This window comes from Streptomyces agglomeratus (genome assembly GCF_001746415.1).
Classification (GTDB): Bacteria; Actinomycetota; Actinomycetes; order Streptomycetales; family Streptomycetaceae; genus Streptomyces; species Streptomyces agglomeratus.
On the sequence record NZ_MEHJ01000001.1, the window covers coordinates 7,161,365 to 7,182,649 of the forward strand.

20 protein-coding genes are annotated in these 21,285 nt (G+C 73.1%); 7 read left to right on the forward strand and 13 right to left on the reverse strand.

Going from position 1 to position 21,285, the window contains the following annotated elements; genetic code table 11:
• Positions 1-26 precede the first annotated feature (26 nt).
• The 3 genes from AS594_RS31350 to AS594_RS31360 all read left to right on the forward strand — a co-directional run bounded on the left by AS594_RS31350 (position 27) and on the right by AS594_RS31360 (position 2,535).
• The gene (locus tag AS594_RS31350) at positions 27-533 is read left to right on the forward strand and encodes a GNAT family N-acetyltransferase (RefSeq protein ID WP_069775369.1); all 507 of its coding nucleotides are present in this window, start codon (positions 27-29) and stop codon (positions 531-533) included.
• Positions 534-608: 75 nt separating this feature from the next.
• Positions 609-1,292 (forward strand): CPBP family intramembrane glutamic endopeptidase, encoded by a 684-nt coding sequence (locus AS594_RS31355; RefSeq protein ID WP_069935597.1) that lies wholly within the window; start codon positions 609-611, stop codon positions 1,290-1,292.
• 127 nt (positions 1,293-1,419) lie between these two features.
• Positions 1,420-2,535 carry an AI-2E family transporter gene (locus AS594_RS31360; RefSeq protein ID WP_069775366.1) on the forward strand — a complete coding sequence of 372 codons (1,116 nt, stop codon included), beginning with the start codon at positions 1,420-1,422 and terminating at the stop codon, positions 2,533-2,535.
• Between the two features lie 43 nt (positions 2,536-2,578).
• Here the strand turns inward: AS594_RS31360 and AS594_RS31365 are convergent, their stop codons facing one another.
• Positions 2,579-4,657: a SpoIIE family protein phosphatase gene (locus AS594_RS31365; protein ID WP_069775365.1), complete on the reverse strand. Its 2,079-nt coding sequence runs from the start codon at positions 4,655-4,657 to the stop codon at positions 2,579-2,581.
• 224 nt (positions 4,658-4,881) lie between these two features.
• Positions 4,882-5,280 carry a DUF5997 family protein gene (locus tag AS594_RS31370; RefSeq protein ID WP_069775364.1) on the reverse strand — a complete coding sequence of 133 codons (399 nt, stop codon included), beginning with the start codon at positions 5,278-5,280 and terminating at the stop codon, positions 4,882-4,884.
• 57 nt (positions 5,281-5,337) lie between these two features.
• On the opposite strand from AS594_RS31370, the gene AS594_RS31375 reads away from it, so the two are divergent.
• A complete protein-coding gene (locus AS594_RS31375) occupies positions 5,338-6,162 on the forward strand; it encodes a LysR family substrate-binding domain-containing protein (RefSeq protein WP_069775363.1) in 825 nt (274 codons plus the stop codon).
• A gap of 96 nt (positions 6,163-6,258) precedes the next feature.
• Here the strand turns inward: AS594_RS31375 and AS594_RS31380 are convergent, their stop codons facing one another.
• From AS594_RS31380 to AS594_RS31415, 8 genes are all read right to left on the reverse strand, one after another.
• Positions 6,259-7,062: an endo alpha-1,4 polygalactosaminidase gene (locus tag AS594_RS31380; protein WP_069775362.1), complete on the reverse strand. Its 804-nt coding sequence runs from the start codon at positions 7,060-7,062 to the stop codon at positions 6,259-6,261.
• Positions 7,059-7,757, reverse strand: a complete 699-nt coding sequence (locus tag AS594_RS31385; protein ID WP_420877864.1) for a spherulation-specific family 4 protein — start codon at positions 7,755-7,757, stop codon at positions 7,059-7,061. The genes AS594_RS31380 and AS594_RS31385 overlap by 4 nt, the downstream gene beginning before the upstream one ends.
• On the reverse strand, positions 7,754-8,656 hold the full coding sequence (locus AS594_RS31390; RefSeq protein ID WP_069935598.1) for an NAD-dependent epimerase/dehydratase family protein: 903 nt from the start codon (positions 8,654-8,656) through the stop codon (positions 7,754-7,756). Before AS594_RS31390 ends, AS594_RS31385 begins: the two co-directional genes overlap by 4 nt.
• 7 nt (positions 8,657-8,663) lie before the next feature.
• Positions 8,664-9,377 carry a nucleotidyltransferase family protein gene (locus AS594_RS31395; protein WP_069930102.1) on the reverse strand — a complete coding sequence of 238 codons (714 nt, stop codon included), beginning with the start codon at positions 9,375-9,377 and terminating at the stop codon, positions 8,664-8,666.
• Between the two features lie 32 nt (positions 9,378-9,409).
• On the reverse strand, positions 9,410-10,435 hold the full coding sequence (locus AS594_RS31400) for an SDR family NAD(P)-dependent oxidoreductase (protein ID WP_069935599.1): 1,026 nt from the start codon (positions 10,433-10,435) through the stop codon (positions 9,410-9,412).
• 48 nt (positions 10,436-10,483) lie between these two features.
• Positions 10,484-11,845, reverse strand: coding sequence for a hypothetical protein (locus AS594_RS31405; protein WP_069935600.1), 1,362 nt, complete (start codon positions 11,843-11,845; stop codon positions 10,484-10,486).
• On the reverse strand, positions 11,842-13,341 hold the full coding sequence (pelF, locus tag AS594_RS31410; protein ID WP_069775355.1) for a GT4 family glycosyltransferase PelF: 1,500 nt from the start codon (positions 13,339-13,341) through the stop codon (positions 11,842-11,844). The genes AS594_RS31405 and pelF overlap by 4 nt, the downstream gene beginning before the upstream one ends.
• Positions 13,342-13,458: 117 nt before the next feature.
• On the reverse strand, positions 13,459-15,621 hold the full coding sequence (locus tag AS594_RS31415; protein WP_069935601.1) for a hypothetical protein: 2,163 nt from the start codon (positions 15,619-15,621) through the stop codon (positions 13,459-13,461).
• Between the two features lie 426 nt (positions 15,622-16,047).
• Here AS594_RS31415 and AS594_RS31420 point away from each other — a divergent pair, with 426 nt between their 5' ends.
• On the forward strand, positions 16,048-16,536 hold the full coding sequence (locus AS594_RS31420) for an isochorismatase family protein (RefSeq protein WP_276207440.1): 489 nt from the start codon (positions 16,048-16,050) through the stop codon (positions 16,534-16,536).
• A gap of 98 nt (positions 16,537-16,634) precedes the next feature.
• Here the strand turns inward: AS594_RS31420 and AS594_RS31425 are convergent, their stop codons facing one another.
• Both AS594_RS31425 and AS594_RS31430 read right to left on the reverse strand, forming a co-directional pair.
• The gene (locus AS594_RS31425) at positions 16,635-17,846 is read right to left on the reverse strand and encodes an acyl-CoA dehydrogenase family protein (protein WP_069935602.1); all 1,212 of its coding nucleotides are present in this window, start codon (positions 17,844-17,846) and stop codon (positions 16,635-16,637) included.
• Between the two features lie 162 nt (positions 17,847-18,008).
• Positions 18,009-18,467 (reverse strand): RrF2 family transcriptional regulator, encoded by a 459-nt coding sequence (locus AS594_RS31430; RefSeq protein ID WP_069775351.1) that lies wholly within the window; start codon positions 18,465-18,467, stop codon positions 18,009-18,011.
• A gap of 143 nt (positions 18,468-18,610) precedes the next feature.
• On the opposite strand from AS594_RS31430, the gene AS594_RS31435 reads away from it, so the two are divergent.
• On the forward strand, positions 18,611-18,835 hold the full coding sequence (locus AS594_RS31435) for a hypothetical protein (RefSeq protein WP_069775350.1): 225 nt from the start codon (positions 18,611-18,613) through the stop codon (positions 18,833-18,835).
• 22 nt (positions 18,836-18,857) lie between these two features.
• Here AS594_RS31435 and AS594_RS31440 read toward each other — a convergent pair whose 3' ends face one another.
• Positions 18,858-19,712 (reverse strand): (2Fe-2S)-binding protein, encoded by an 855-nt coding sequence (locus AS594_RS31440; RefSeq protein WP_069935603.1) that lies wholly within the window; start codon positions 19,710-19,712, stop codon positions 18,858-18,860.
• A gap of 311 nt (positions 19,713-20,023) precedes the next feature.
• Here AS594_RS31440 and AS594_RS31445 point away from each other — a divergent pair, with 311 nt between their 5' ends.
• A complete protein-coding gene (locus tag AS594_RS31445) occupies positions 20,024-21,214 on the forward strand; it encodes an ATP-grasp domain-containing protein (RefSeq protein WP_069775348.1) in 1,191 nt (396 codons plus the stop codon).
• The last annotated feature ends 71 nt before the right edge of the window (positions 21,215-21,285 follow it).

The window sequence follows — 21,285 nt, forward strand, 5'->3', positions numbered from 1 at the left end:
TCCGGCCCGCCACGGACAATGCGTGCATGCGTATGCGAGCGGTGCACCTGGACGAGCTGCCTCTCCTCCGAGACATCGAGAGGGCGGCCGGGCGGTGCTTCCGCGACATCGGAATGCCGGAGATCGCCGCCGACGAGCCGCTGCCGCTCGATGAGCTCGCCCGCTACCACCACGCCGGGCTCGCCTGGGCCGCCGTCGATGACACCGACACCCCGGTCGCTTACCTCATCGCCGACCGCGTCGACGGCAACCTGCACGTCGAGCAGGTGTCGGTGCACCCGGACAGCGCGCGGCGCGGAATCGGCCGGTCGCTGCTGGACCACCTGGCCGTGTACGCCGGCGGCGAGGGGACACCCGCGCTGACCCTCACCACGTTCACCGAGGTCCCGTGGAACGCCCCCTACTACGCGCGTTGCGGTTTCCGGCTCCTGGACGACAGCGGGCTCACCCCCGGCCTGCGGCGGATCCGCCGCAGCGAAGCGGCACACGGTCTGGACCGGTGGCCCCGGACCTGCATGCGCCGGGCCGTGTGACCACGGGGGCGCCGACGACGGCCCGGCGCGTCGGATGAGGACCGTCCCCGGGTCTTCGGCGATTCTGGTACGACGATGCGGATCACTCTCGTCATCGCGGTTCTCGCCGCCGTGCAGGTGTGGGGCAGCCGGCTGCCGGCCGACTGGTACGTCCCTCTCTGCGTGGCCACGACCGCCGTTCTCCTGCTGATCGCCCGGTGGGACGGACTCAGCCGGGACGACCTCGGGCTCGGAGCCGGGAGTGCCCGCCGGGGACTGCGCTGGGGACTCGTCCTGGCCGGCGCCGTCGTACTGGTCTACCTCGTGGGCCTGGCCGTGCCGTTCACCCGGGAAGCCTTCCTGGACGAACGCGCCGCTGGGCTCACCCACGGCGAGCTGGTGTTCCGCGTACTGGTGCGCGTACCGCTCGGCACCGTACTGCTCGAGGAGACGGCATTCCGGGGAGTCCTGTGGGCCATGGTCGAGCGACGGCGGGGACCCGCCTGGGCGACCGTCACTTCCTCGGTCCTCTTCGGCCTCTGGCACGTGGAACCCGCACGAGGGCTCACGCGTGCCAACGAGGCCGCCGAGGCCGTCTTCGGCACGGGCCCGACCGCCGTCGCCCTGTCGGTGGCGGCAGCGGTGGCCGGTACCGCCCTCGCCGGCGTGTTCTTCTGCGAACTCCGCCGCCGCTCCGGCAGCCTCGTCCCTCCCGTCGCGCTGCACTGCGCCCTCAACAGCGCGGGCTACGCGCTCGCCTGGGCGGCGGCCCGCTGGTGAGCGCGGCAAACGGTCGGAGGCCGCCGCGGGCTGTTCGTGTGCCGGTGCCGCACGGTTCGTACCCGGTGCGGGAGTCGGTGCCGGACCGTTGCCGACGTGCGGCCGGCCTGCCCATAGGGTTTCCCCCATGTCTGCCAAGTTGAGTTCCGCGAAAACCTCCGCCGCGCTGCGGAGATCGGCGCGCGTCTCCGTCGAGTTGCTGCTGGTCCTCCTGCTCACAGCGGTTGCCCTGTGGCTTCTAGGCCGCATGTGGTCGGTCGTCTGGCCGCTCATAGTGGCCCTGTTCCTCACCACGCTGACCTGGCCGCTGGCGCGCTTCCTGCGCCGGCACGGCTGGCGCCCGGCCCTGGCCGCGGCGGTGGTGACCGTGCTGTTCCTGCTGGTCGCCGCGGGCATCGTGGCGCTGATCGCGGTTCCGGTGGCGTCGCAGTCCGGCGAGCTGACCGACGGCGTGGTCGAAGGCATCCAGAAACTGCGCGAGTGGGCCTCCGGGCCGCCGCTGAACATCGGCGAGGACGAGATCGCGGGTGCCTTCGACACCGCAGTCACCCGGGTTCAGGACAGCCTCGGCAGCATGGTCACCGCTGTCGGCACCGGGGTGAGCACCGTCTTCAACGGTGTGGTCACCGCCGTCCTGGCGCTCTTCCTGATGTTCTTCTTCCTCAAGGACGGCCCGCGCTTCCTGCCCTGGCTCACCCGCCAGCTCCCCGGCCGACTCGCCACCGACGTGCCGATCGTGGCCGAGCGCGGCTGGGACACCCTGGGCGCGTTCGTGCGTTCACAGGCATTCGTCGGCCTGCTGGACGCCGTGCTCATCGGTCTCGGTCTGTGGATCCTCGACGTGCCCCTGGTGCTCCCGCTGGCGGTGCTCACCTTCGTCTCGGCGTTCGTGCCGATCGTGGGAGCGCTGTTCGCCGGCCTGGTCGCGGTGCTCATCGCGTTGGTGTCGAACGGCCTGACCGACGCGCTGATCGTGCTGGCCATCATCGTCGTGGTGCAGCAGCTCGAAGGCAACGTGTTCCAGCCCATGATCCAGAGTCGCGGACTGGGCCTGCACGCGGCGGTGGTGCTGCTCGCCGTGACGCTGGGCGGCAGCCTGACCGGCATCGTGGGCAGCCTGCTCGCGGTACCGGCGGCCGCGCTGATCGCGGTGGTCTGGAACTACGTGCGCGAGCAGCTCAGCGACCCGCCGCAGCAGCCGGAGACCGACGACTCGCCCACGGGCGCCCCCGTCCCCTCGTAGCCCCCGTCCCCTCGTAGCACCCGGCGCCGGGCATCCGGCGCGGTCAGCGGCGGACCCGGGCGATGAGCAGGGCCACGTCGTCGTGGTCGTCGGGATGCCGCAGCGCCGCCAGCAGGTGGTCGCAGGTGTATTCGAGCGCGCGGTGCGGGCCGCCGAGCAGCGTGACGAGGGCGTCCAGGCGGGTGTCGATGTCCTGGTCACGGGTCTCGACCAGGCCGTCGGTGTAGAGGACCAGCTGGTCGCCGGGGTCCAGGTCGACGGCGGTGGAGCGAAACGGTACGCCGCCGACGCCCAGCGGAGCGCCGGTGGGCAGGTCGAGGAGTTCCGGATCGTGACCGGGCCGCATCCGCACGGGCGGCAGATGCCCGGCCGTGGAGATGCGGCACTGCGCGCTGTGGGGGTCGTAGAGCGCGTAGGTGCAGGTGGCGAAGTAGGGGTCCAGACCCGCGGTGATCCGGTCCAGGTTGAGAAGAACCTGGGTGGGCTCCAGGCCCAGTCCGGCGAGCGTCTGGGTCGCGGTGCGCAGCCGTCCCATGGTGGTGGCGGCCTTGATGCCGCTGCCCATGACGTCGCCGACGACGAGAGCGGTCTTGTGGTCGGGAAGCGGGAGGATGTCGTACCAGTCGCCACCGACCTCACTGGCGGCGCCGGCCGGCTGGTAGCGGGAGGCGACCTCCAGGCCGAACAGCCGCGGCGGCGGCTCGGGCAGGAGGCTGCGCTGAAGGGTGAGGGCGGTGTCCCGCTGCTGCTGGTACCAGCGGGCGTTGTCGATGCAGACCGCGGCGCGCGCAGCCAGCTCGGAGGCCAGGGTGGCGTCGTCATCGGTGAACGGCTGCGCGTTCCGGGCCCGTACGAGATCCAGGGCGCCGATGACCTCACCGCGCGCGATCAGCGGCACGGCCAGGTACGAGTGGACACCCGCCCGGGCCATCAGCGCCGCCGCGCGCGGGTCGCGGGCGATGAGGGACAGGTCGGCCTCGCCCACGTGCGGCACCATGACGGGCCGGCTCGTGTTGACGCACCGGGTGACCAGCCGGTCGGCGTCGTACCGCGCGATCTCGCCCGCAGCGTCGGCGGCGCTCGCGGCCTCGGTGGGATAGGCGGCGGCCACAGCCAGGGCCCGGAACAGCGCCGGTCCGCCGGAGGGAACGGTGGTGCGGTGGCCCGCCAGCGCGGCGTCGAGGAGGTCCACGGCGGCCATGTCGGCGAGCTCCGGCACGGCGACATCGGCCAGCTCACGGGCGGTCTGCTCCAGGTCCAGCGTGGTGCCGATGCGCACCGACGCGTCGGCGACCACGGCCAGCCGGTGCCGGGCCCGCTCGGCTTCCAGAGCGGCCCGGTGCCGGTCGGTGACGTCCACCGACGAGGTGGCCACCCCCAGGACCTTCCCGCCGCCGTCCTCCAGCCGGAAGCAGGAGACCGACCAGGCGTGCTCGGTGCCGGGATCGGCCCGGGTACGGCCGACGGTGTACTGGTCCAGCAGCGGGACGCCGGTGGCCAGGACCTGCCGCAGCCCCGCTTCCAGGGGGTCGGCGTCCAGCAACGGCAGCGCTTCGTGCACGCTCCGTCCGAGATGGTCCTCGGCCGGAAGACCGTTGATCCGCTCCAGTGCCGGGTTGACCATCACGTACCGCAGGTCGGTGTCCATGACGGCCAGCCCGATCGGTGACTGGTCGACCAGCCGCACGGAAAGCGCCAGGTCCCGCTCCACCCGTTGCAGCGTCGCCTGATCGGTGGCCAGGCCCAGGGCGTACAGATCACCGCGGTCGTCCAGCAGCCGCATGTTGCGGAACTCCAGCAACCGCGTCCGGCCGTCCCGGTGACGTACGGGAAACACGCCCGCCCAGGTCCCCTCGCCCTCCATCACCTGCGCGAACAGCCCCAGCACAAGATCGACGTGCTCGTCCGCGACCAGCAGCCGGGCCGCGTACCGGCCGAGCGCCTCCTGGGCGCTGTACCCCAGCAACGCCTGCGCCTGAGGGCTCCAGAACACGATCCGCCCGTCCGCGTCCAGGACGATCGCGGCCACCCCCAGGACGTCCAGGAGTCCGCCCGGCGGGGAAGGGCCCAGCTCCGCACGTCCGGCAGGGCCGAGATCGGCGGCGAACCCGTCCGTGTCCATGGCCGACTGCTCCTTCCACCCGCCGGCACAGTGGCTGCTTCACTTCTTCGGCGGGCGACGCGCTCTCTCCATCGTCGCCCCACACCGGTGGACCCCGCAGCCCTGACCGCGTCCGCCGCCGTCGCGGGGGCGACGGGGGGCGGGTCATCCCGTACCGCGTACGCCGTGACGTGCGAAAGGGGGGCGCCCGGACATCCGGGCGCCCCCCTTTCGCACGAGGACGGTCAGTCGCGCGTCGCGCGGGCGGCGCGCTCCGCGTTCTTCTCCTTGATACGCACCGCTTCCTTCCTGACCTCGGCCAGGGTGGCGCGTTCCTGCTGAAGCCACTCGGGGTTCTCCGCCTTCAGGGCTTCGATCTGCTCCGTGGTGAGCGGCTCCGTGGCTCCGCCACGGGCGAGACCGGCGATGGAGACGCCGAGCTTGGCCGCGACCACCGGACGGGGGTGGGGGCCGTTGCGCCGCAGCTCCACCAGCCACTCGGGCGGGTCGGTCTGGAGTGCGTTGAGCTCGGTGCGCGAGACGACACCCTCCTGGAAAGCGGCGGGGGTGGCCTCGAGGTACACACCCAGCTTCTTCGCCGCGGTCGCGGGCTTCATGGTCTGGGTGTTCTGGTGGGACGTCATGGTGTCAAGGGTATCGAGCGTGCGTGCCACCTCCGACCATGGCGGTAACCTTGCCGGGTGACAGGCTCGGAAACACCCTCTTCGTTCCGGCTCGCCTACGTGCCGGGAGTCATGCCCACGAAGTGGGTGCGGATCTGGAACGAGCGGCTGCCGGGAATCCCGCTGACCCTCATGGGGGTCTCCGCCGCCGACGCGTTCGACGTGCTGCGGGGCGGTGACGCCGACGCCGGATTCGTACGGCTGCCGGTCGACCGCACGGACCTCAGCGCGATCCCGCTCTACACCGAGACGACTGTGGTCGTCGTCCCGAAGGACCACCCGGCGGCGGCGGTCGACGAGGTGTCCGTGGCGGACCTCGCCGACGACCTCGTGCTGCACCCCCTGGACGACACCCTGGACTGGGAGCGTCCGCCGGGCCAGCCGGCGAACGAGCGCCCCGCGACGACGGCCGACGCCGTCGAGCTGGTGGCGGCCGGAGTGGGACTGCTCGTCGTCCCCCAGTCGCTCGCCCGCCTCCACCACCGCAGGGACCTCACCTACGTCGCCGTCTCGGACGCGCCCCAGTCGAGGGTCGCGCTGTCGTGGCCGCAGGACGAGACCACCGATCTGGTGGAGCAGTTCATCGGGATCGTCCGCGGGCGGACCGTGAACAGCACCCGCGGGCGCCCGCCGGCCCAGGCGGCCGAGCCGAAGGGCAAGAGCCCTGACGCGCGCGGCGGAGGGCGGAAGGCCGCAGCGGGCAAGCCGGCCGGGAAGTCGGCCGCGAGGTCCGGGAAAGCGGCCGGGAAATCGGCGGGCCGGAACCCCCGGAGCGGCTCCGGCGGCTCGTCCGGCGGGTCCAAGGGCGGCGGCAAGCGCGGCCGGCCCCGCCGCCCGTCGTAGCCCACCCGTCGGTCCCCGGTGGCCGGGCGGTCGCCCACGCCCGCCCATCCACCGCACTCCCGCCCGCCGGACTTACGGGCCCGGTGCGCCGGGCGACTAGCAGGGCTGGCGCCACACCCCCAGGTCCAGCCTCTTGCGCATCGAGCTGAGGCCGAGCTTTCTGGAGCGCTCGCAGAAGTCGCCGACCGGGACGGCGTATTCGACGTGCAGTACCGCCTTGCCGGCCTTCACGAACGGAGCGAGTGCGGCGCAGTCGTCGTACTGCACGCACTCCTCGTTCACCGCGAAGTCGAAGTCCGCGACCAGCCGCGGGATCTGCGGCAGGTCGTTCTTCAGCCCCACCGACATCCCGCGGGCGTGGGCGAGCCCGGCGAGCATGCGGTTGTACGCGAGCTGGTGGCCGGCGGTCAGCGGAAAGCCGGTGTCGTTGAGATAGCCGTCCATCAGATCCGGCTCCACCGCGTCGAAGCCCTTCTCGCGGCACATGTCGAACCGCTTGGCCATCAGCGGGCGCAGGACGTCCAGCCGGCGGATGTCGAGCCAGCGTTCGCCTGCCCACCCGTTGCCCCGGCCCAGGACGGCGGCGGGGAAGTCCCGGCGGTCGGGGCGGAACGACTCCCACGCGCCCGCGTTGATGTAGCAGATGACCTTGCGGCCGTCCCGGTGCAGCCGGCGCACCGCCGCGGCGTCGTTCTCGAACCCGTCGATGTCGTAGACGGGCACGTCGACGCGGCGGTCGACCCGGCCCTCCAGCTGCCACTGCCAGGCCGTACCGACAGCCGGCCGCCACCGTCCGGAGTGCGGCGGACGGGGGTCCGGTGCCGGTTCGGGCGCCGGAGCCGAGCACGCTGCCAGCAGGGCGAGAAGGAAGAGCAGGCAGAGCGGGCGCGAGCGGGTCATGGGGCCTTCCGGTGCAGTACGGGCGGCAGGAGCGACCAGGGGTTGGGTCCGTGGCCCGGGACCGCGCAGTGCACGGCGGCGCGGCGCAGCGCCGCCGTGCGGGCGGCGAGCGCGCACAGTCCGGCCGGCACGCCGTGCACGAGATGGCAGAAGCGTTCCGGCGGGTGCGCCGCCGTCCAGGCCGGTGCCACCGGCGCCGCCGAATAGGCGGCCCAGTCGCCTTCGAAGGTGACCAGCAGATCGGCGACCCCCGCGTAGGCCGGCGCCGGGTGCACGCCCGGGTTGAGGACGACCGTACGGCCGCCCCGGGAGCGCGCCGCCCGGGCGAGGCGCCGGTAGTGGCGTACGGCGCCCGGTTCGGCGGCGGCCTGGTCCAGGAAGAAGCCGTCGGTGGCGTACCAGTCGCGGTAGCGGTCGAAGTCGGCGGTCACGGCCCGCAGCGGCCGGTGGCCGTAGTCGGTGTCGGCGTACCCGAGCAGCCGGACCCCCGCCGCCCGCAGAGCGCGGGCGGCGGCGGCGAACGACGGCTCGGGCACGGTGCCGGGGCCGTCCGCGATGTTGAGCACCACGCCGTACAGCCGGGGCGCGGACTCCACGAGCGTCCACCAGGCGCCGGGGTCGACGGCGGGGTGGACGTACATGGGAACGAGCAGCTTCGCCGGCGGCAGGGGTTCCGGCTCCGGCGCCGGCTTCACCGGGCTGCCGGCACAGCGGCCCCCGGCAGCGCCTGCCACAGGTCCGCCAGCGATGCGTCGAGCCCCCGCCCCGGCTGCCAGCCGAGCGCGGCCCGCGCCGCCCCGATGTCCGCGCACTGCCAGGAGACCGCCGACGAGCGGGCCGAGCCCCCGCTCGTCTCCTCGACGAGGCCCCGGAAGCCGGCCGCCCGGACCAGCCCGTCGGCGATGTCGCGGACGACGGTCGCCCGGCCGCTGCCGATGTTGAGCACGCGGGGCAGCGGACCGGGAAGCGTCGCCGCGAGGACGGCGGCGCGCGCGACGTCCCGAACGTCCACGAAGTCCCGGTAGGCCGACAGGTCCCCCACCCGTACGGTCCCGGACACCGCGGCCCTGCGCAGTTCCCCCGCGAGCCGCCCCGGCAGTCCGGCGGCCGGGGCGCCCGGACCGACCGGATTGAACACGCGCAGCACGACGGCGTCGAGGGCCGACGCGGTCACGGCGGCCGTGCCGGCCAGTTTGGTGGCTCCGTACGGGCCCTGGGGACGGGTGGCCGCGTCCTCGGCCACGGCTTCGCCCGGCGCGGTGGGTCCGTACTCGGCCGCCGAGCCGAGGTGGACCAGGCGCGCTCCGGGCGCCGCCACGGCCAGGGCCTCGCAGAGCGCGGCGGGGCCGCGGGCGTTGGCGTCGGTGAGCCGCACGGGGCTTCCGGTCACCAGACCCGCGCAGTTGACGACCGCGTCGGGCGCGGCGGCGCGCAGCGCGTCCGCCAGGATCTCCGGGTCGGCGGTGAGGTCGAGGGGCACATCGGCGGCCGGGGACCGCCCGCCGGCGAGCAGCCGCACGCCCGGCAGGGCGCGCAGCTGCCCGGCGGTGTGCCCGCCCAGGAATCCGGTGGAACCCAGGACGAGAATGCGCATGTCCGGCTCACGCCCCCTTGAGGAGCAGGCCGCGGTGGGTGGTGAACTCCGCGTTGGCCCGGTCGTAGTCGTCGGGGCGGCCGATGTCGAGCCAGTAGCCGTCGAAGTCGTAGGCGTGCGGGGGTGTCTCGGCGGCCAGCAGGTCGAGGACCAGTTCGTCGAAGCCGAGCGGCAGGCCGGGGGTGTATCCGGCGAGCGTCTCCCGGGAGAGCCCGTACACCCCCATGGAGACGCGGTAGTCCATGCTCGGCTTCTCGGCGAAGCCGACGACCCGGCCCCCCTCGGTCGTCAGGACGCCGAAGTCGATCGCCACCTTGCGGGCGTACGTGGCGACGGTGAGCGGCGCCCCGGACGAGCGGTGTTCCCGCAGTACGTCCCCGTAGTCGAGGTCGGTGAGGATGTCGCCGTTCATCACCAGGAACTCGTCGGGCAGCCGGTCCATCATGGTCAGCAGCGGGCCCATGGTGCCGAGCGGACTGTCCTCCGTCGAGTAGCCGACGCGCAGGCCCCACTGCGAGCCGTTGCCGACGTACGCACGGATGATGTGGCCGAGGTGACCGATGGCGATGGTGCAGCTCGTGAAGCCGCTCGCGGCCAGCTGCCGGAGCACGATCTCCAGGATCGCGTGCTGGTCACCGATGGGCACGAGCGGCTTGGGCAGCGCCGTCGTGTACGGCCGCAGCCGAACGCCCTTGCCACCTGCGAGGATCACTGCATGCATGGAAGTCCCCTGTACGTCGCGTGCGGACGAGGTCATATGTTGTAGATGCCGGTCTTGTAGCGGGAGAGGTTGCCGGGGTCGCGGAAGAAGTCGATGGTGTGCCCGAGCCCCTGCTCCAGGTCGTGCTCGGGCTGCCATCCGGTGGCGGTACGCAGCCGTGTGGCATCGGCGACCAGGCGCATCACCTCGGAATTCGCGGGCCGGATGCGCTGTTCGTCCTCGCGTACGTCGAGGTCCGCGTCCATCAGCTTGCCGATGAGCCGGGTGAGTTCGCCCACCGAGATCTCACCGCCGGTACCGGCGTTGAACGTTCGTCCCACGACCGCCTCGGCGGGCGCGGTGCCCACCGCCAGGAAGGCGCGCGCGGTGTCCTTGACGTACAGGAAGTCACGGGTGGGACGCAGGTCCCCGAGGGTGATCGTCCGCTCCCCGGCGGCGACCTGGCCGATCACGGTCGGGATGACCGCCCGCATCGACTGGCGCGGCCCGAAGGTGTTGAAGGGGCGCAGGGTGACGACGGGGGTCTCGAAACTGGCGTGGTAGCTGTCGGCGAGACGGTCGCCGCCCGCCTTCGACGCGGCGTACGGCGACTGTGTGCTGATCGGGTGGTCCTCGGTGATCGGCACGGTCTGCGCGGTGCCGTACGTCTCGCTCGTCGAGGTGTGGACCAGGCGCGGGGTGCCCTGCCTGCGCACCGCTTCGAGGACGTTGAGGGTGCCCGTGACGTTGGTGTCCACGTAGCTGTGCGGGGCCTGGTAGGAGTACGGGATCGCGATGAGGGCGGCCAGGTGGTACACGGCCTCCGCGCCCTCGATGAGCCCGTTGACCGAACCGGGGTCGCGGACGTCGCCGAGGACGATCTCCACCTGGTCGAGGGTCTCGGCGGAGAGGGTCTCCAGCCACCCGTAGGAGGAGAAGGAGTTGTACTGGGCCATGGCACGGACCCGGTGGCCGGCCGCGACGAGCGCCTCCGTGAGGTGGGAGCCGATGAAGCCCTCGGCGCCGGTGACGGCGACAAGTGAGTTTGCTGGTACGGGCGCTGGTGCCGGTGCGGTCACAGGGACGCTCCTCGGTCGGTGGTGACGGGGATCGGTCGGTTCGGGAGTTCAGCGGTGTGCGGTGGGCCTGCCGAGGATCCGGCAGGCCAGGAACAGGAGGACGAGGGCGGCGGCGCAGCGGCAGAGCAGCTGGACGGGCCCGGTCGGGAGCCCGGCGGCCGTGGCGGCGGCTTCCCCGGCGGCTGCGGTCAGACAGACCGCAGCCGGTGGCCAGGCCACTCCGAACGCCTGGAGCAGCAGGGCGGTCCACAGGACCGCTCCCAGCCCGAGCAGGGGAGCCGCACCGGCCCCGGCGAACACGGCGCCGGCCGCCAGCAGGACGACGTAGGCGCTCAGGCACAGCGCCAGGGCGCGGGCGGCACGCAGGGTGAAGTCCCGCGGCTGGGTGCTGGCGCGCAGCGCCGCGACGGCGAGCCCCCGGTAGCGGTAGAGCAGCCACTCGGCGAAGCCCATGCTGAGCGTCAGGACGACGACGGCGTACGGGTCCACAGCCCCCGTGAGCATCGCGAGCACCCCGGCCGCCAGGCCGAACAGCCCGTACGGAAGCGAGCGCGTCAGCGGGGGCGTGGCACCAGCGGGCGCGGGGCCCGAGCGCAGCGCGGCACGGACCGCGTGCGCCGCCGCGAGCGCCGCGAGGCCGGCGGTGGCGAGCAGCAGGGCCGCCGCCACGGCGCCGGGCGGCTGCCACCAGGGCAGGGCGGCGGCGCCGGCGGTGACGGGCGACAGCGCCGCCAGCAGCGCGCGTTCGCGGCCGAGGACGAGGAGCACGGTCGCCGCGCCGAGGTAGCAGGACTGCCCGGCGGCGAAGGCCCCGGCCGTCCCGGGGCCCGCGAGGAGCAGGCCCGCCACGGTGGCCAGGAGGGCTCCGGCCGGGGCCCCGAGCCGAAGGGTGCGGCCCGCGGCGGCCGGGCCGGTGGTGCCGAGCCGCAGGTAGGCGCGGTGGCTGAGGGCCTGGTTCCACGCCCAGGCCGTCAGGCCGGCGGCGACGAGCCCGCGGACGGCGTGCGGACCGTCCAGCAGCCCCGGGCCCAGCACATAGGCCAGGCCGGGCAGGGCGAACACCAGGCCGCGCAGGGCGCACCGCAGGTGGTCGGGTCGCCAGGGATCGGCGGTGGGCGGCGGCTCGGGATAGTGCCGGGGAACCCGGGCGTACAGGTCCTCGGCCAGCGTGAAAAGACCGGAACGGGCGTAGCGCGTGGTGATCTGATCACCTGTCAGGCCGTCGGACTCCAAGAGCGCGGCGACCTCGTAGGGATGGACGGCGGCGGACACGGGCTCCATCAGCCGGTCCGCGAGTTCGTCGATCGGGTCGGCGGCCCAGCTGGGCCGCGCCCTGGGCTCCTTCCGCTGCCGGGGCAGGGCGGGCAGGCTGTCTCCCTCGCCCGGCAGCAGCCGCAAAGGGCCGCTCATCCGAGGGCTCCCGCGCGCTCGTCTTCCCGCCACGCGGCGGAGCCGGTCGCCGGTACCCCGCCCGCCAGTTCGGTGTAGATGGAGCGGAAGGTGTCGATGGTCTGGCGGAGCGTGAACTGCTCGATGACGCGCAACCGCGCGCCCACCCCCATCGCGGCCCTGCGCGCCGGGTCGCGGAGCAGCTCCAGGGCCGCGCGGGCCATGGCCTCCGGTTCCCTCGGCGGCACGACCAGGCCGGTGTCGCCGACGGCCTCCCGTACGCCGCCGACATCCGTGGAGACCGTGGCCCGCCCGCAGGACATGGCTTCGATGAGCGTGAAGGGGAAGCCTTCGCTGATGCTGGACAGCATCACCGCGTTGCCCGCCGCGTACGCGTCGCGGATGTCGTCCACCCGGCCCTCGAAGACGACGGCGTCCGCGTGCCCGAGCTCCGCCGCGAGGGCCTCGCAGCGCTCCCGGTACGCCTCACCGCCGCGCGGGGTACCGCCGAACAGTCGCAGTCGTGCGTCCGGTATCTCGGCCCTGACCAGGGCGAAAGCCCTGATGAGGGTCTCCAGGTCCTTGATCGGGTCGACCCGCCCCGCCCAGCTGAGCGTGGGTACGTCCGGCTCGGGCCCGGCGGCCGGGAAGGCCGCCGGATCGACGCCGTTGTAGACGGTACGTATCAACTCCGGCGCCGCGCCGCCCTGTTCCTCCCACAGCCGGTTGTAGCGGTTGCCCGGCGTGATCAGGTCCGCCGTACGGTACGTCTCCTCGGCGAGCAGCCGGAAGAAGCCGAGAAGCAGTGCCTTGACCGGCCACCGGTAGGGGCCGGTGCGATAGCCGAGGTAGCGCTCGCGCAGGTACACGCCGTGCTCGGTGAGCAGCAGCGGCACCCCGTGCAGCCGCCGCGCGACGAGCCCGGGAAGCACCGCCAGGCCACCGCTGACCGCGTGGGACACGCCGTTCTCGGGCGGAGCGGCGGTGAGCGGGCGCAGGGCGTGTTCCAGCAGGTCGGTGGCGGTCAGGGCGTCGTGCAGCGTGGGCCGGGCCGCGTGCACCGGCAGGCCGGGGCGGTTCCAGACGGCGGCCAGGACGCCGACGGCCCGGTCGGTACGGAGGGCGGGTGCGAGCAGACCGTCCCGGGCGGCCCGGGCCAGCTCGTGCAGCGCGGGCCCGAACCGGCCCTCGGCGGAGGGATCGAGGAGTGCGGTCAGGAAGTCTTCGTACGCCGTCATCAGCTGTCGGCGGCGACGGCCGCGCGGCGCCCTGCCGACCGGGTCCGGGCCCCACATGGGCACGGTGACGGGCGGCGAGACGTGGCGGGGCAGTTCCCAGGCGAGCGGTTCCCGGCCCGTGCCGGTCACGGCTATGACCCGGAAGTCGAAGTCGGGCATTCCCTGGACGAGCTGGTCGCACCACACGCTGACGCCGCCGTGGCTGTGCGGATAGGTGCCTTCGGTGAGGAGCGTGACCCGGACCGCGCCGGACTGCGGCACGCGGAGTAAATCGGGCATGACGAGATGGTCCCCCGTGGAGATGCTGGTACGTCGCTGGTCGTGTCCGGCCGGATCGCGCCCGGCCGTGGCCGGCCGCGCCCGGCCGCGTCCGGGGTGGTGCGGGTGGGGCGTGCGTCAGCCGGTGACGCCGTACGGCACTCTCTTTCGCACCCCGGCCGGAACCGGCAGGCGCTTAGCGCTGTCCGCCACCGGCTCGGCCCGGTCGGGCGCCGCCGCCCCGGCCGTGGCGCCGGCCGGCAGCGTGAGTGTCACGCGGTCCTGGAGGAGTGCGGGCGAGACCCAGCCCGACAGCGCACCGGCGTACGGGCTGCCGAACGTCTGGCTGCCGAGCAGCAGGCTCTGCCGGGTGCCGGCGGGCATGGTGGCCGTGGCGCGGACGCCGCCCGGCGCCCGCACGGTGACGGTGTCGCCGATGCGGTACGCCGTCACCTGGCCGGCCTTGACGGCGGTGTTCCAGGCGGCCCGGTCGCGCAGTTCCGCGCCGATCTGCTGCTGGCGGAGGTTCACGAGCGGCGTGTTGGCGGCGTACAGCCCGGCGTAGTCGTCCAGGACGCGGTCCAGCACCGGGTAGGCGATGCGGTCCTCGGCGAGGTTCGACTGGTGGATGAAGTGCGGCCGGGGGTCGTTGGCGAGGGCATGGCCCAGGCCGATGCGGGCCTCCAGGGGCACGATGTAGTCGGCGTAGCCGGTCACGGTGTCGAGCGGCTCGTCCAGGCAGGTGGTGCCGGGAGCGCTCTCGCAGACGCCGCTGCCGCCGTCGGCCCTACTGGTGTAGATCCAGTTGTACTCGTCGATCTGCTCGGTGGTCCGGCCCGCGTTGTAGAACACGTTCATGGGGTAGCGCGGCACGGTGAGCGCCGGGCCGACCTTCCGCTGGGCGCGGTCGCGCGAGTTGTCCGAGCCGAGCCAGGTGACGCCGTTGTCGGCGAGGGCGGGCCCGAGGTTCGGGTTGTCGTCCGGCTGCTGCGGCAGGATCTTCAGACCGGAGTGCTCACCGGTCACCAGCTCACCTGTCTCCAGCGGGAGCCCCGCACGCTGCCCCCAGGCGCGGTTCTCCCTGATCTGGGTGGAAATCTCGGCGCGGCTGACGTACCGGGTGCTCCCGTCGGGGTTCTGGGCGCAGACCCAGGGCACGACCGTGACGTCCTGGACGCAGCCGAGGAAGGGATGGTTGTACGTGTGGTTGATCCACCGGTAGGTGTTCCTGTCGGCGGTCAGCCGCTGCGCCAGCGGGTCGGTGCCGCCGTGCTCCTCCTTGTAGAGCTCGCTGCCACCGCCGTTGTACGCCATGTCCAGCGTGAAGCCCCTGGCCGCGGACCACTCGGCGGCGTACTGCGCGTCACCGGCCGTCATCCGGATCGGGTCGGGCTCGCCGCCCTGCCCCGGCGCGCAGTCCACGTCGCCGGGGGTGCAGTTGAGTTCGGTGTCCCACCGGTCGTCGGCGGCGAAGACGTCGTCGACGTGTACGGCGAAGTAATTGCGGGACGCGCCGAGCCGCACGCCCTGGGTCATCCAGTCCACGATGCCGCGGGCGAGCAGCCGGAACTGCTGCTGGTACTGGTTGTAGACGAAGCCGACGACCAGCTCGCGCCGCCCGTCGTGGCGGTACTCGCCGACGAGCGAACCCCGCTGCCCGGTGCCGGGCACCGGCGCCTCGACGTAGCTGGTGAAGTCCGCGCCCGGCAGTGGCCTGGCGGCGTATCCGTAACTCTCGCTCACCGAGGAGGAGTTGTTCTCGAAGGGGATGCCGCCGTCGAGGTAGCCGAAGGGCCCTGCGGCTCCGGCGGCCGTCACCTCGGCGCGTACGCCGTCCAGCGACCCGCTGTAGCCGCCGTTCGCGGGGTGGTCGAGGCCGACCTCCGGGCGGGCGTAGGTGTACGCGTCGACCTGCGGGACGGCGAAGGTCTTCTCGTACGAGACGAGCGCCGCCATCTCGGCGGAACCGGCCCCGAACGGGTTGTCGTTGGGCAGCACGACGGCCTGGTACTTGGCCCGCCGACGGCCGTCGAGCGTGTCGGCGAGAAAGCCGCCATCGATCCTCGGGCGGTCCGGGCGGGTCAGGTCGAGCGCGGTGTACGGGGTGCCCGCGCCGTCGAGTTCGGCGGCGATCGCGGCGGTGGCGGGGCCTCCGTCGCTCACCACCAGGACGCGCAGGTCGATGCGCGGTGGCGCGGGCGCCGCCGCGGCCTGGTTGGCCGGAGCGAAGAGCGTCAGCACGAGCGCGGCGGACAGCGTGGATCTCGCGGCCCATCGGACCGTACGGCTTCTCGAGTGCATGGGTCCCTCCCCGTAGGGGCATGCCGAACGTGCGGTCGGCGTGCCCCTGCCCCCAGCGGAATGTTCGAACAGTCAATGCCCGTCCCGCTCTGTCGGATCACATACTGGGGTCAGCCATGGAGGTTTTGTGAGGGCGTCGTGAAACCTGGCGCGAAACACACCAGTCCCCGAGGCGGCCGGGCTCCTTCTGGCGGGCCACTCGGCACGCCTTCGACGCCCCCGACGGCACAGGTTCGGCTTCTCCGCCACAGCTCACGCGTACGGTAAGCGCCTGCTGCGCTGACCGGCGCACTCCAGTGGTCCAGTCCACCGAAAATGTCGCGGGGCCGGATATCGGATTCGGCCACGCCCGCCGGTCACGGCGAACCGGCGCGTTCCGGCACGGAGCATCGCGCGCCCCCGTACATCGGGCCTACGATCCTGTGCGTGACCACTGCACTGATCCTGATTGACCTGATGCCGCGCATCGTCGCCCTGCCGCTCGCTCCCCACTCCGGCGAGGAGGTACTGGCACGCTGCCGCCGGCTCGCCGAGGTGTTCAGGGCCAGTGGTCGCCCGGTGGTGCTGGTCCGGGTGGAACGGCCGGGTGTCGCCGAACAGCCGCCCGGCAGCGGCTTCGTCGACGGTCTGGTGCGGCCCGGTGACATCGTGGTCGTCAAGCGCACCGTCGGGGCGTTCCACGACACCGGCTTGGACGACCAGTTGCGCAGGCGTGGCGTGGCGAGCGTGGTACTCGCCGGCCTGGTTACCACCATGGGGGTGGAGTCCACGGCGCGAGCGGCGAGCGACCACGGTTACGAGGTGGAGTTCGTCGCCGACGCGATGTCCGGATTCACGGCGGACGAGCACGACTTCACCGTGGAGCGGATCTTCCCCCGGTTCGGGGAAGTGCGGAACGCGGCGGACTACGAGTGAATCGCCGACCGTGGTCCGTAGTCCGTAGTCCGTAGCCCGTATGCCCGTATGCCCGTATGCCCGTAAGCCCGTACGTCCGTAGCCGTCGTCGGCCGGGGTCAGGTGCCGCGGGTGAGCCTGGGGTGCGTTCCGTTGAGGTAGTCGTCCCCGATGTCGCGGAGTCTGTGGGCGGCGGACGTCCCGGCCGTCAGGGCGTGTGCGTCTCGCCAGAACCGGTCGAGCCCCGCCCCGCCGTCCAGCGCGTCGGCGTCGTCGGTGAGTTCGAGGACGCGCGCGGTGATGTGCGTGGCCGATCTGCTGGTGACCGCTTCGGCGGCGGCGACCCGGACCGCGATGTCCGCGCGGTCGTCGACGCCCAGTTGGGGTCCCGCGAGCAGCCCCCGGGCCAGGGCCTCGGCCGCCCGTTCGGTGACGGCCGCGGCCGTGTGGGCGGCGGTCGCCAGTTCTCCGTACGCGAGCAGGACGTACGGGTCGCCACCCGGCCGGTCGGCGTACTCCTCGCGCGCGCTCGCGGGCAGCCGCGCGGGCGGCGCGCCGCGGCTGATGTCCCGTGCCTCGGCCAGAGCTCCTTCGGCTATGCCCAGGCCGACGTGGGCGAGCAGGAGGCTGAGCGCGAGAGGGGCGAGCGAGGTGAACGGGGAGGCGGTGTGCTCGTCGCGGGGGAGGGCCCCGAGCACCTGGTCGGCGCTCACCGGTACGTGGTCGAAGTCCACTTCGCCGGCCCCCGAGAGGCGCTGTCCCAGGCGGTCGTTCGCGGTGTCCGTCCGTACGCCGGTGTGATCGGGGTCCACCAGCACGATCAGGTGTTCCCGGGTGGCCCTGCACGTCGCGCCCAGGACCAGCCGGTCCGCCACCGTGACACCGGCCCGGAAGCCGCCCCGGCCGTCGAGAACGTAACCTCCCCGGACCGGGGTGAGGGTGAGGCCGGACCCGGCGTCCTTCCCCTCGACGTGGGTGCTGCCGCCCAGCAGCCACTGTTCGGCCACTGCCCGGCTCTCGAACGCGTCCCGCTTCTCCGGGGAGCCGAAGAAACGGGCGCTCCAGGACAGCGCGTAGTGGTGGGCGAGCAGTTCACCGATGGAACCGTCGGCTGCCGAGATCTCCCGCACGACGGAACAGGCGGTGCGCCAGTGGGCGCCCCGGCCCGCCGGGCCGGGCGGGGTCAGGAGCGCGGGCAGGCCGGCTTCTCTTAACCGTGACACCTCGTCGAACGGCGGCTTGCCCGCGCGGTCACGGGCCGGCGCGTCCACGGCGAGATCGTCCGCCAGTTCGCGGGTGACGCGCGCCCATATCGCCTCGTCGGCCACCATCTCCGGTCTCCGATTCCTCGTATTCCCAGTATTCCGACTGGATTAGTAGGGATACTGCCACGGGAGCGCGCCGCATCCCAAGAGGGCGACCGAGGGGCGGACGTCCGGGTCCGCACTTCGGGACGGCGAACCGGCGGCGACGGCGGGAAGCCGGGCGGGCGGTCAGGGGTTCGTCCACGCCTCCGGTTCGTCGGCGAGCGCCGACACGGCGGCCGGCAGCTCGGAGGCCGCCAGGTCGGCGAGGGTCACACCGTCCAGCACCTCGCGGACGTTGGCCCGCAGCGCGATCCACAGGGGCAGGAGCGACTCGGCCGGCCCGGTGTACGACAGTTCCGGCGGGCGGACCCCGCGCACCGAGACGAGTGGTCCGTCGACGACGCGGATGACGTCCGCGACGGTGATGGACTCGGCAGATCTGGCCAACCGGTAGCCGCCGTTGCCGCCGCGCCGGCTGAGGACGAGCCCGCCCCGGCGCATGTCGTTGAGGATGCCTTCGAGGAACTTGTGCGGAATGTCCTGGGCAGCCGCGATGGCTTCCGCCTTGAGCGGCTCGGCCTCCGCCGCGGCGGCGAGTTGCAGGGCGGCACGTACCGCGTAGTCCGCCTTGGCTGAAATCCGCATGCCCGCATTATCCCGCACCGGTACGGGTGCACCCCGGGAGCCGGGGGAGCGGTCCGTCGTGGAGGGCAGAGGCGCTCGGGGCGGCGGGACGCGTCCCGGGCCGTCCGGATGCGTCCCGGCCCGTCCGGGGGCACGCTGGACCCATGTCCGGACACATGCCTGTGATCGTTCATCCACCGCTCGGCGACGGCAACCGCCGCGTGACCGTGCACGGTGAGGACTTCGGTCTGGCGTCGGGTCTTCCCGACCTCGTCGAGTTCCTGAGCCGCGCCGGGCTCGACATGGAGGACACCGAAGCCGTGGTGTCGCCGCTGATCGACTGGCGGGGCGGCGGCCCGGACTACTGGGGGCCCGAGCCGAGGCTGTGACGCTCCGGACGCGCCGGTCGGACTAGCCGGGCGCGGCGATCCTCTCCAGGCGCTCGCTGTCGCAGAGGCGGGGGCAGGTCAGGCACGCGTCGTCGGGCCGGATCGTGTAGTAGAGACAGCAGCCCAGCCGGGTGCGAGTGGTGTGCGGGAGGCCGCCGGCGTCGCGCAGGCGGCGGAAGTCGGCGCCGCCGGGGAACGGCGCGACCGGACCGGGGAGAAGCTCGGTGGCGGCGCGGACCGACCGGTCCTCATCCCCGAGCATGCGGCCCAGGTACCAGATCCCGGAGATCAGGTCGTCGCCGGCCATGCCCCACAACACCCGGGGCCCGCGCCGCAGTCGGGGTGCGAGCGCGGTGAGCAGGGGGCGTACGTGATCGGCCGTGGCGGTCCGCAACTCGGCGCGCAGCGCCTCCTCGTCGGACACGACGCGTGCGCCGGGTGACCCGGCCGCCGGATCGTCCGGCAGGCAGGTGAACTTACCGGGTACGACGGCGAAGTCGCCGGTGACGGGCTCGATGTGCACATCCCGCGGGCGGAGCACGGGCACCCGCCGCTCCAGGTACCAGGGACCGCTGAGCAGCAGACAGACCGACCAGAGGTAGTGGTGCAGCGCCCGGGAGGCCGCGACGTCGGGGCGGGCGGTATGGCCGTGCGCGGCCTGGATGCGCGCGGCCTCGCCGTCGACGAAGTCGTCGAGCCTGCCGGACTCGGCCACCAGTCGCGCGCTGTCGGTCCATCCCTCGGCCGGATGTGCTGTCCGCGCCTGCTCCACACGCAGTGACGTGCAGAGGCGAGTGAGGCGTTGGTACGAGCCGGCCAGCGGTGCGGCGCGACTCGTGTGCTGCGGGGCGGGTGCGACGGGTGCCGGGGCCGGCATCGGCGGCTCCCCTCCGAGATCGCTGTGGTTAGGGAAGGCTCACCTTAGTCATAAATGGCGCTGCGATGCGATCAGGGGTCCGCCATGTGGCGGGTCCAGGTGCGAAGTTGACAGGCTTAGGTAGACCTAACCTAACCTTCGCCTCGTGTCCATGAACGAGTCGGGGGCCTCGCCGGGTGTGCCACCCCCTCCACGACCGCCCGGCGGCGGATCCCGCACCCCGCCGTCGGCGCCCGCCCGCTGACGGGTCGCCTCCGCCCGGCGCAGCCGATTCCCCCCACCCCACCCCGGCCCGGAAGGGGCTCCCGCCCGTGCGGATGTACCTGCTTGCCCTCAACCCCACCGACTCGGTCACCGAGGGCTTCCTGCCCGCCGTCCGGCGGCTCGGTGTCGACGTCACCCTGCTGACCGACCAGCCCGGCCCCCACCGGCGCCTCGCTCCGGACATCGAGGTCCTGGAGTGCGACGTACGCGACTACCGCGCCGTCGTCACCAGGATCGCCACGCACCACCGGGCCGACGCGGTCTTCACCAACAGCGACCACCTCCAGACCCAGGCGGCCCTGGCGGCCGCGTACTTCGGCCTCCCCACCAAGGACTGGCGCGCCACCCTGCGCACCAAGGACAAGGCGGAGATGCGCAGGCACCTGGCTGCTGCTGGGGCCGACGCCGTGTGGGCGGCCGAACTCGCGGCGGGGCAGGACCCCGTGGAGCTGACCGCTCGCGGTGTGCCGTACCCCTGTGTGGTCAAGCCCCGGGAGGGCGTGGCCAGTGAGGACGTCGTGCTGGCCGGTTCGGACGGCGAACTGCTGCGGCGCTGCGAGGAGATCCGGGCGCGGCGGCCGCAAGCGGCGCTGGTCGTCGAGGAGTACCTGCCGGGGGAGCTGTACACGCTGGAGACCCTCGGCGACGGCCGGCTGCGGCATGTGCTGGGCGGCTTCCACACCGAGCTGTCCGCGCCGCCGTACTTCATCGAGACGCGCCTCACCTACGTCCCGGCGCACCCCGAGCCGGTCGTCGCCCAGGTGCTCGCGCAGCTCGACGCGCTCGGCGTCGGATTCGGCGCCTGCCACACAGAGTTCGTGGTGCACGAGGGCAGGGCGCGGATCATCGAGGTGAACTACCGGGTGATCGGAGACCAGGGCGACCTGCTGCTGCGGGAACTCCTCGGTATCCCGCTGTTCGAGCACATCCTGCGTACGCACCTGGGCGAGCCGCTTCCCCGCGCTCTCGGGGCCCGCTCCGACGGACGGGCCCGCGTCGACTACGTGTGCGCGCGGAGCGCGGGGACCCTGGTCGCGGCGCCGGCGGCCGCCGATCTGACGGCGGACGGCGTACGACTGGCCTACCGGCCCCTGCGCGAGGCCGGGGAGCGGCACGAACTGCACCACACCAACCGCGACTACATCGGCGTGCTCCGGGCCGTCGGCAACGACCAGGAATCGGTCGACCGGGCCGCGACGGGCTTCCTCGCCGGGCAGCGCTGGGAGTTCACGCCGTGACCGCCGCGACGGAGCCCGCGCCCGCCGACCCGGCCGCGACGGAGCCCGCGCCCGCCGACCCGGCCGCGACG

Coding starts and splice junctions, on each gene's coding strand:
- AS594_RS31370 (WP_069775364.1), bottom strand. CDS start 5,280: ATGACGTCCCACCAGAACACCCAGACCATGAAGCCCGCGACCGCGGCG.
- AS594_RS31395 (WP_069930102.1), bottom strand. CDS start 9,377: ATGCATGCAGTGATCCTCGCAGGTGGCAAGGGCGTTCGGCTGCGGCCG.
- AS594_RS31390 (WP_069935598.1), bottom strand. CDS start 8,656: ATGCGCATTCTCGTCCTGGGTTCCACCGGATTCCTGGGCGGGCACACC.
- pelF (WP_069775355.1), bottom strand. CDS start 13,341: ATGCCCGATTTACTCCGCGTGCCGCAGTCCGGCGCGGTCCGGGTCACG.
- AS594_RS31350 (WP_069775369.1), top strand. CDS start 27: ATGCGTATGCGAGCGGTGCACCTGGACGAGCTGCCTCTCCTCCGAGAC.
- AS594_RS31380 (WP_069775362.1), bottom strand. CDS start 7,062: ATGACCCGCTCGCGCCCGCTCTGCCTGCTCTTCCTTCTCGCCCTGCTG.
- AS594_RS31360 (WP_069775366.1), top strand. CDS start 1,420: ATGTCTGCCAAGTTGAGTTCCGCGAAAACCTCCGCCGCGCTGCGGAGA.
- AS594_RS31425 (WP_069935602.1), bottom strand. CDS start 17,846: ATGGTGGCCGACGAGGCGATATGGGCGCGCGTCACCCGCGAACTGGCG.
- AS594_RS31355 (WP_069935597.1), top strand. CDS start 609: ATGCGGATCACTCTCGTCATCGCGGTTCTCGCCGCCGTGCAGGTGTGG.
- AS594_RS31415 (WP_069935601.1), bottom strand. CDS start 15,621: ATGCACTCGAGAAGCCGTACGGTCCGATGGGCCGCGAGATCCACGCTG.
- AS594_RS31430 (WP_069775351.1), bottom strand. CDS start 18,467: ATGCGGATTTCAGCCAAGGCGGACTACGCGGTACGTGCCGCCCTGCAA.
- AS594_RS31435 (WP_069775350.1), top strand. CDS start 18,611: ATGTCCGGACACATGCCTGTGATCGTTCATCCACCGCTCGGCGACGGC.
- AS594_RS31365 (WP_069775365.1), bottom strand. CDS start 4,657: ATGGACACGGACGGGTTCGCCGCCGATCTCGGCCCTGCCGGACGTGCG.
- AS594_RS31405 (WP_069935600.1), bottom strand. CDS start 11,845: ATGAGCGGCCCTTTGCGGCTGCTGCCGGGCGAGGGAGACAGCCTGCCC.
- AS594_RS31440 (WP_069935603.1), bottom strand. CDS start 19,712: ATGCCGGCCCCGGCACCCGTCGCACCCGCCCCGCAGCACACGAGTCGC.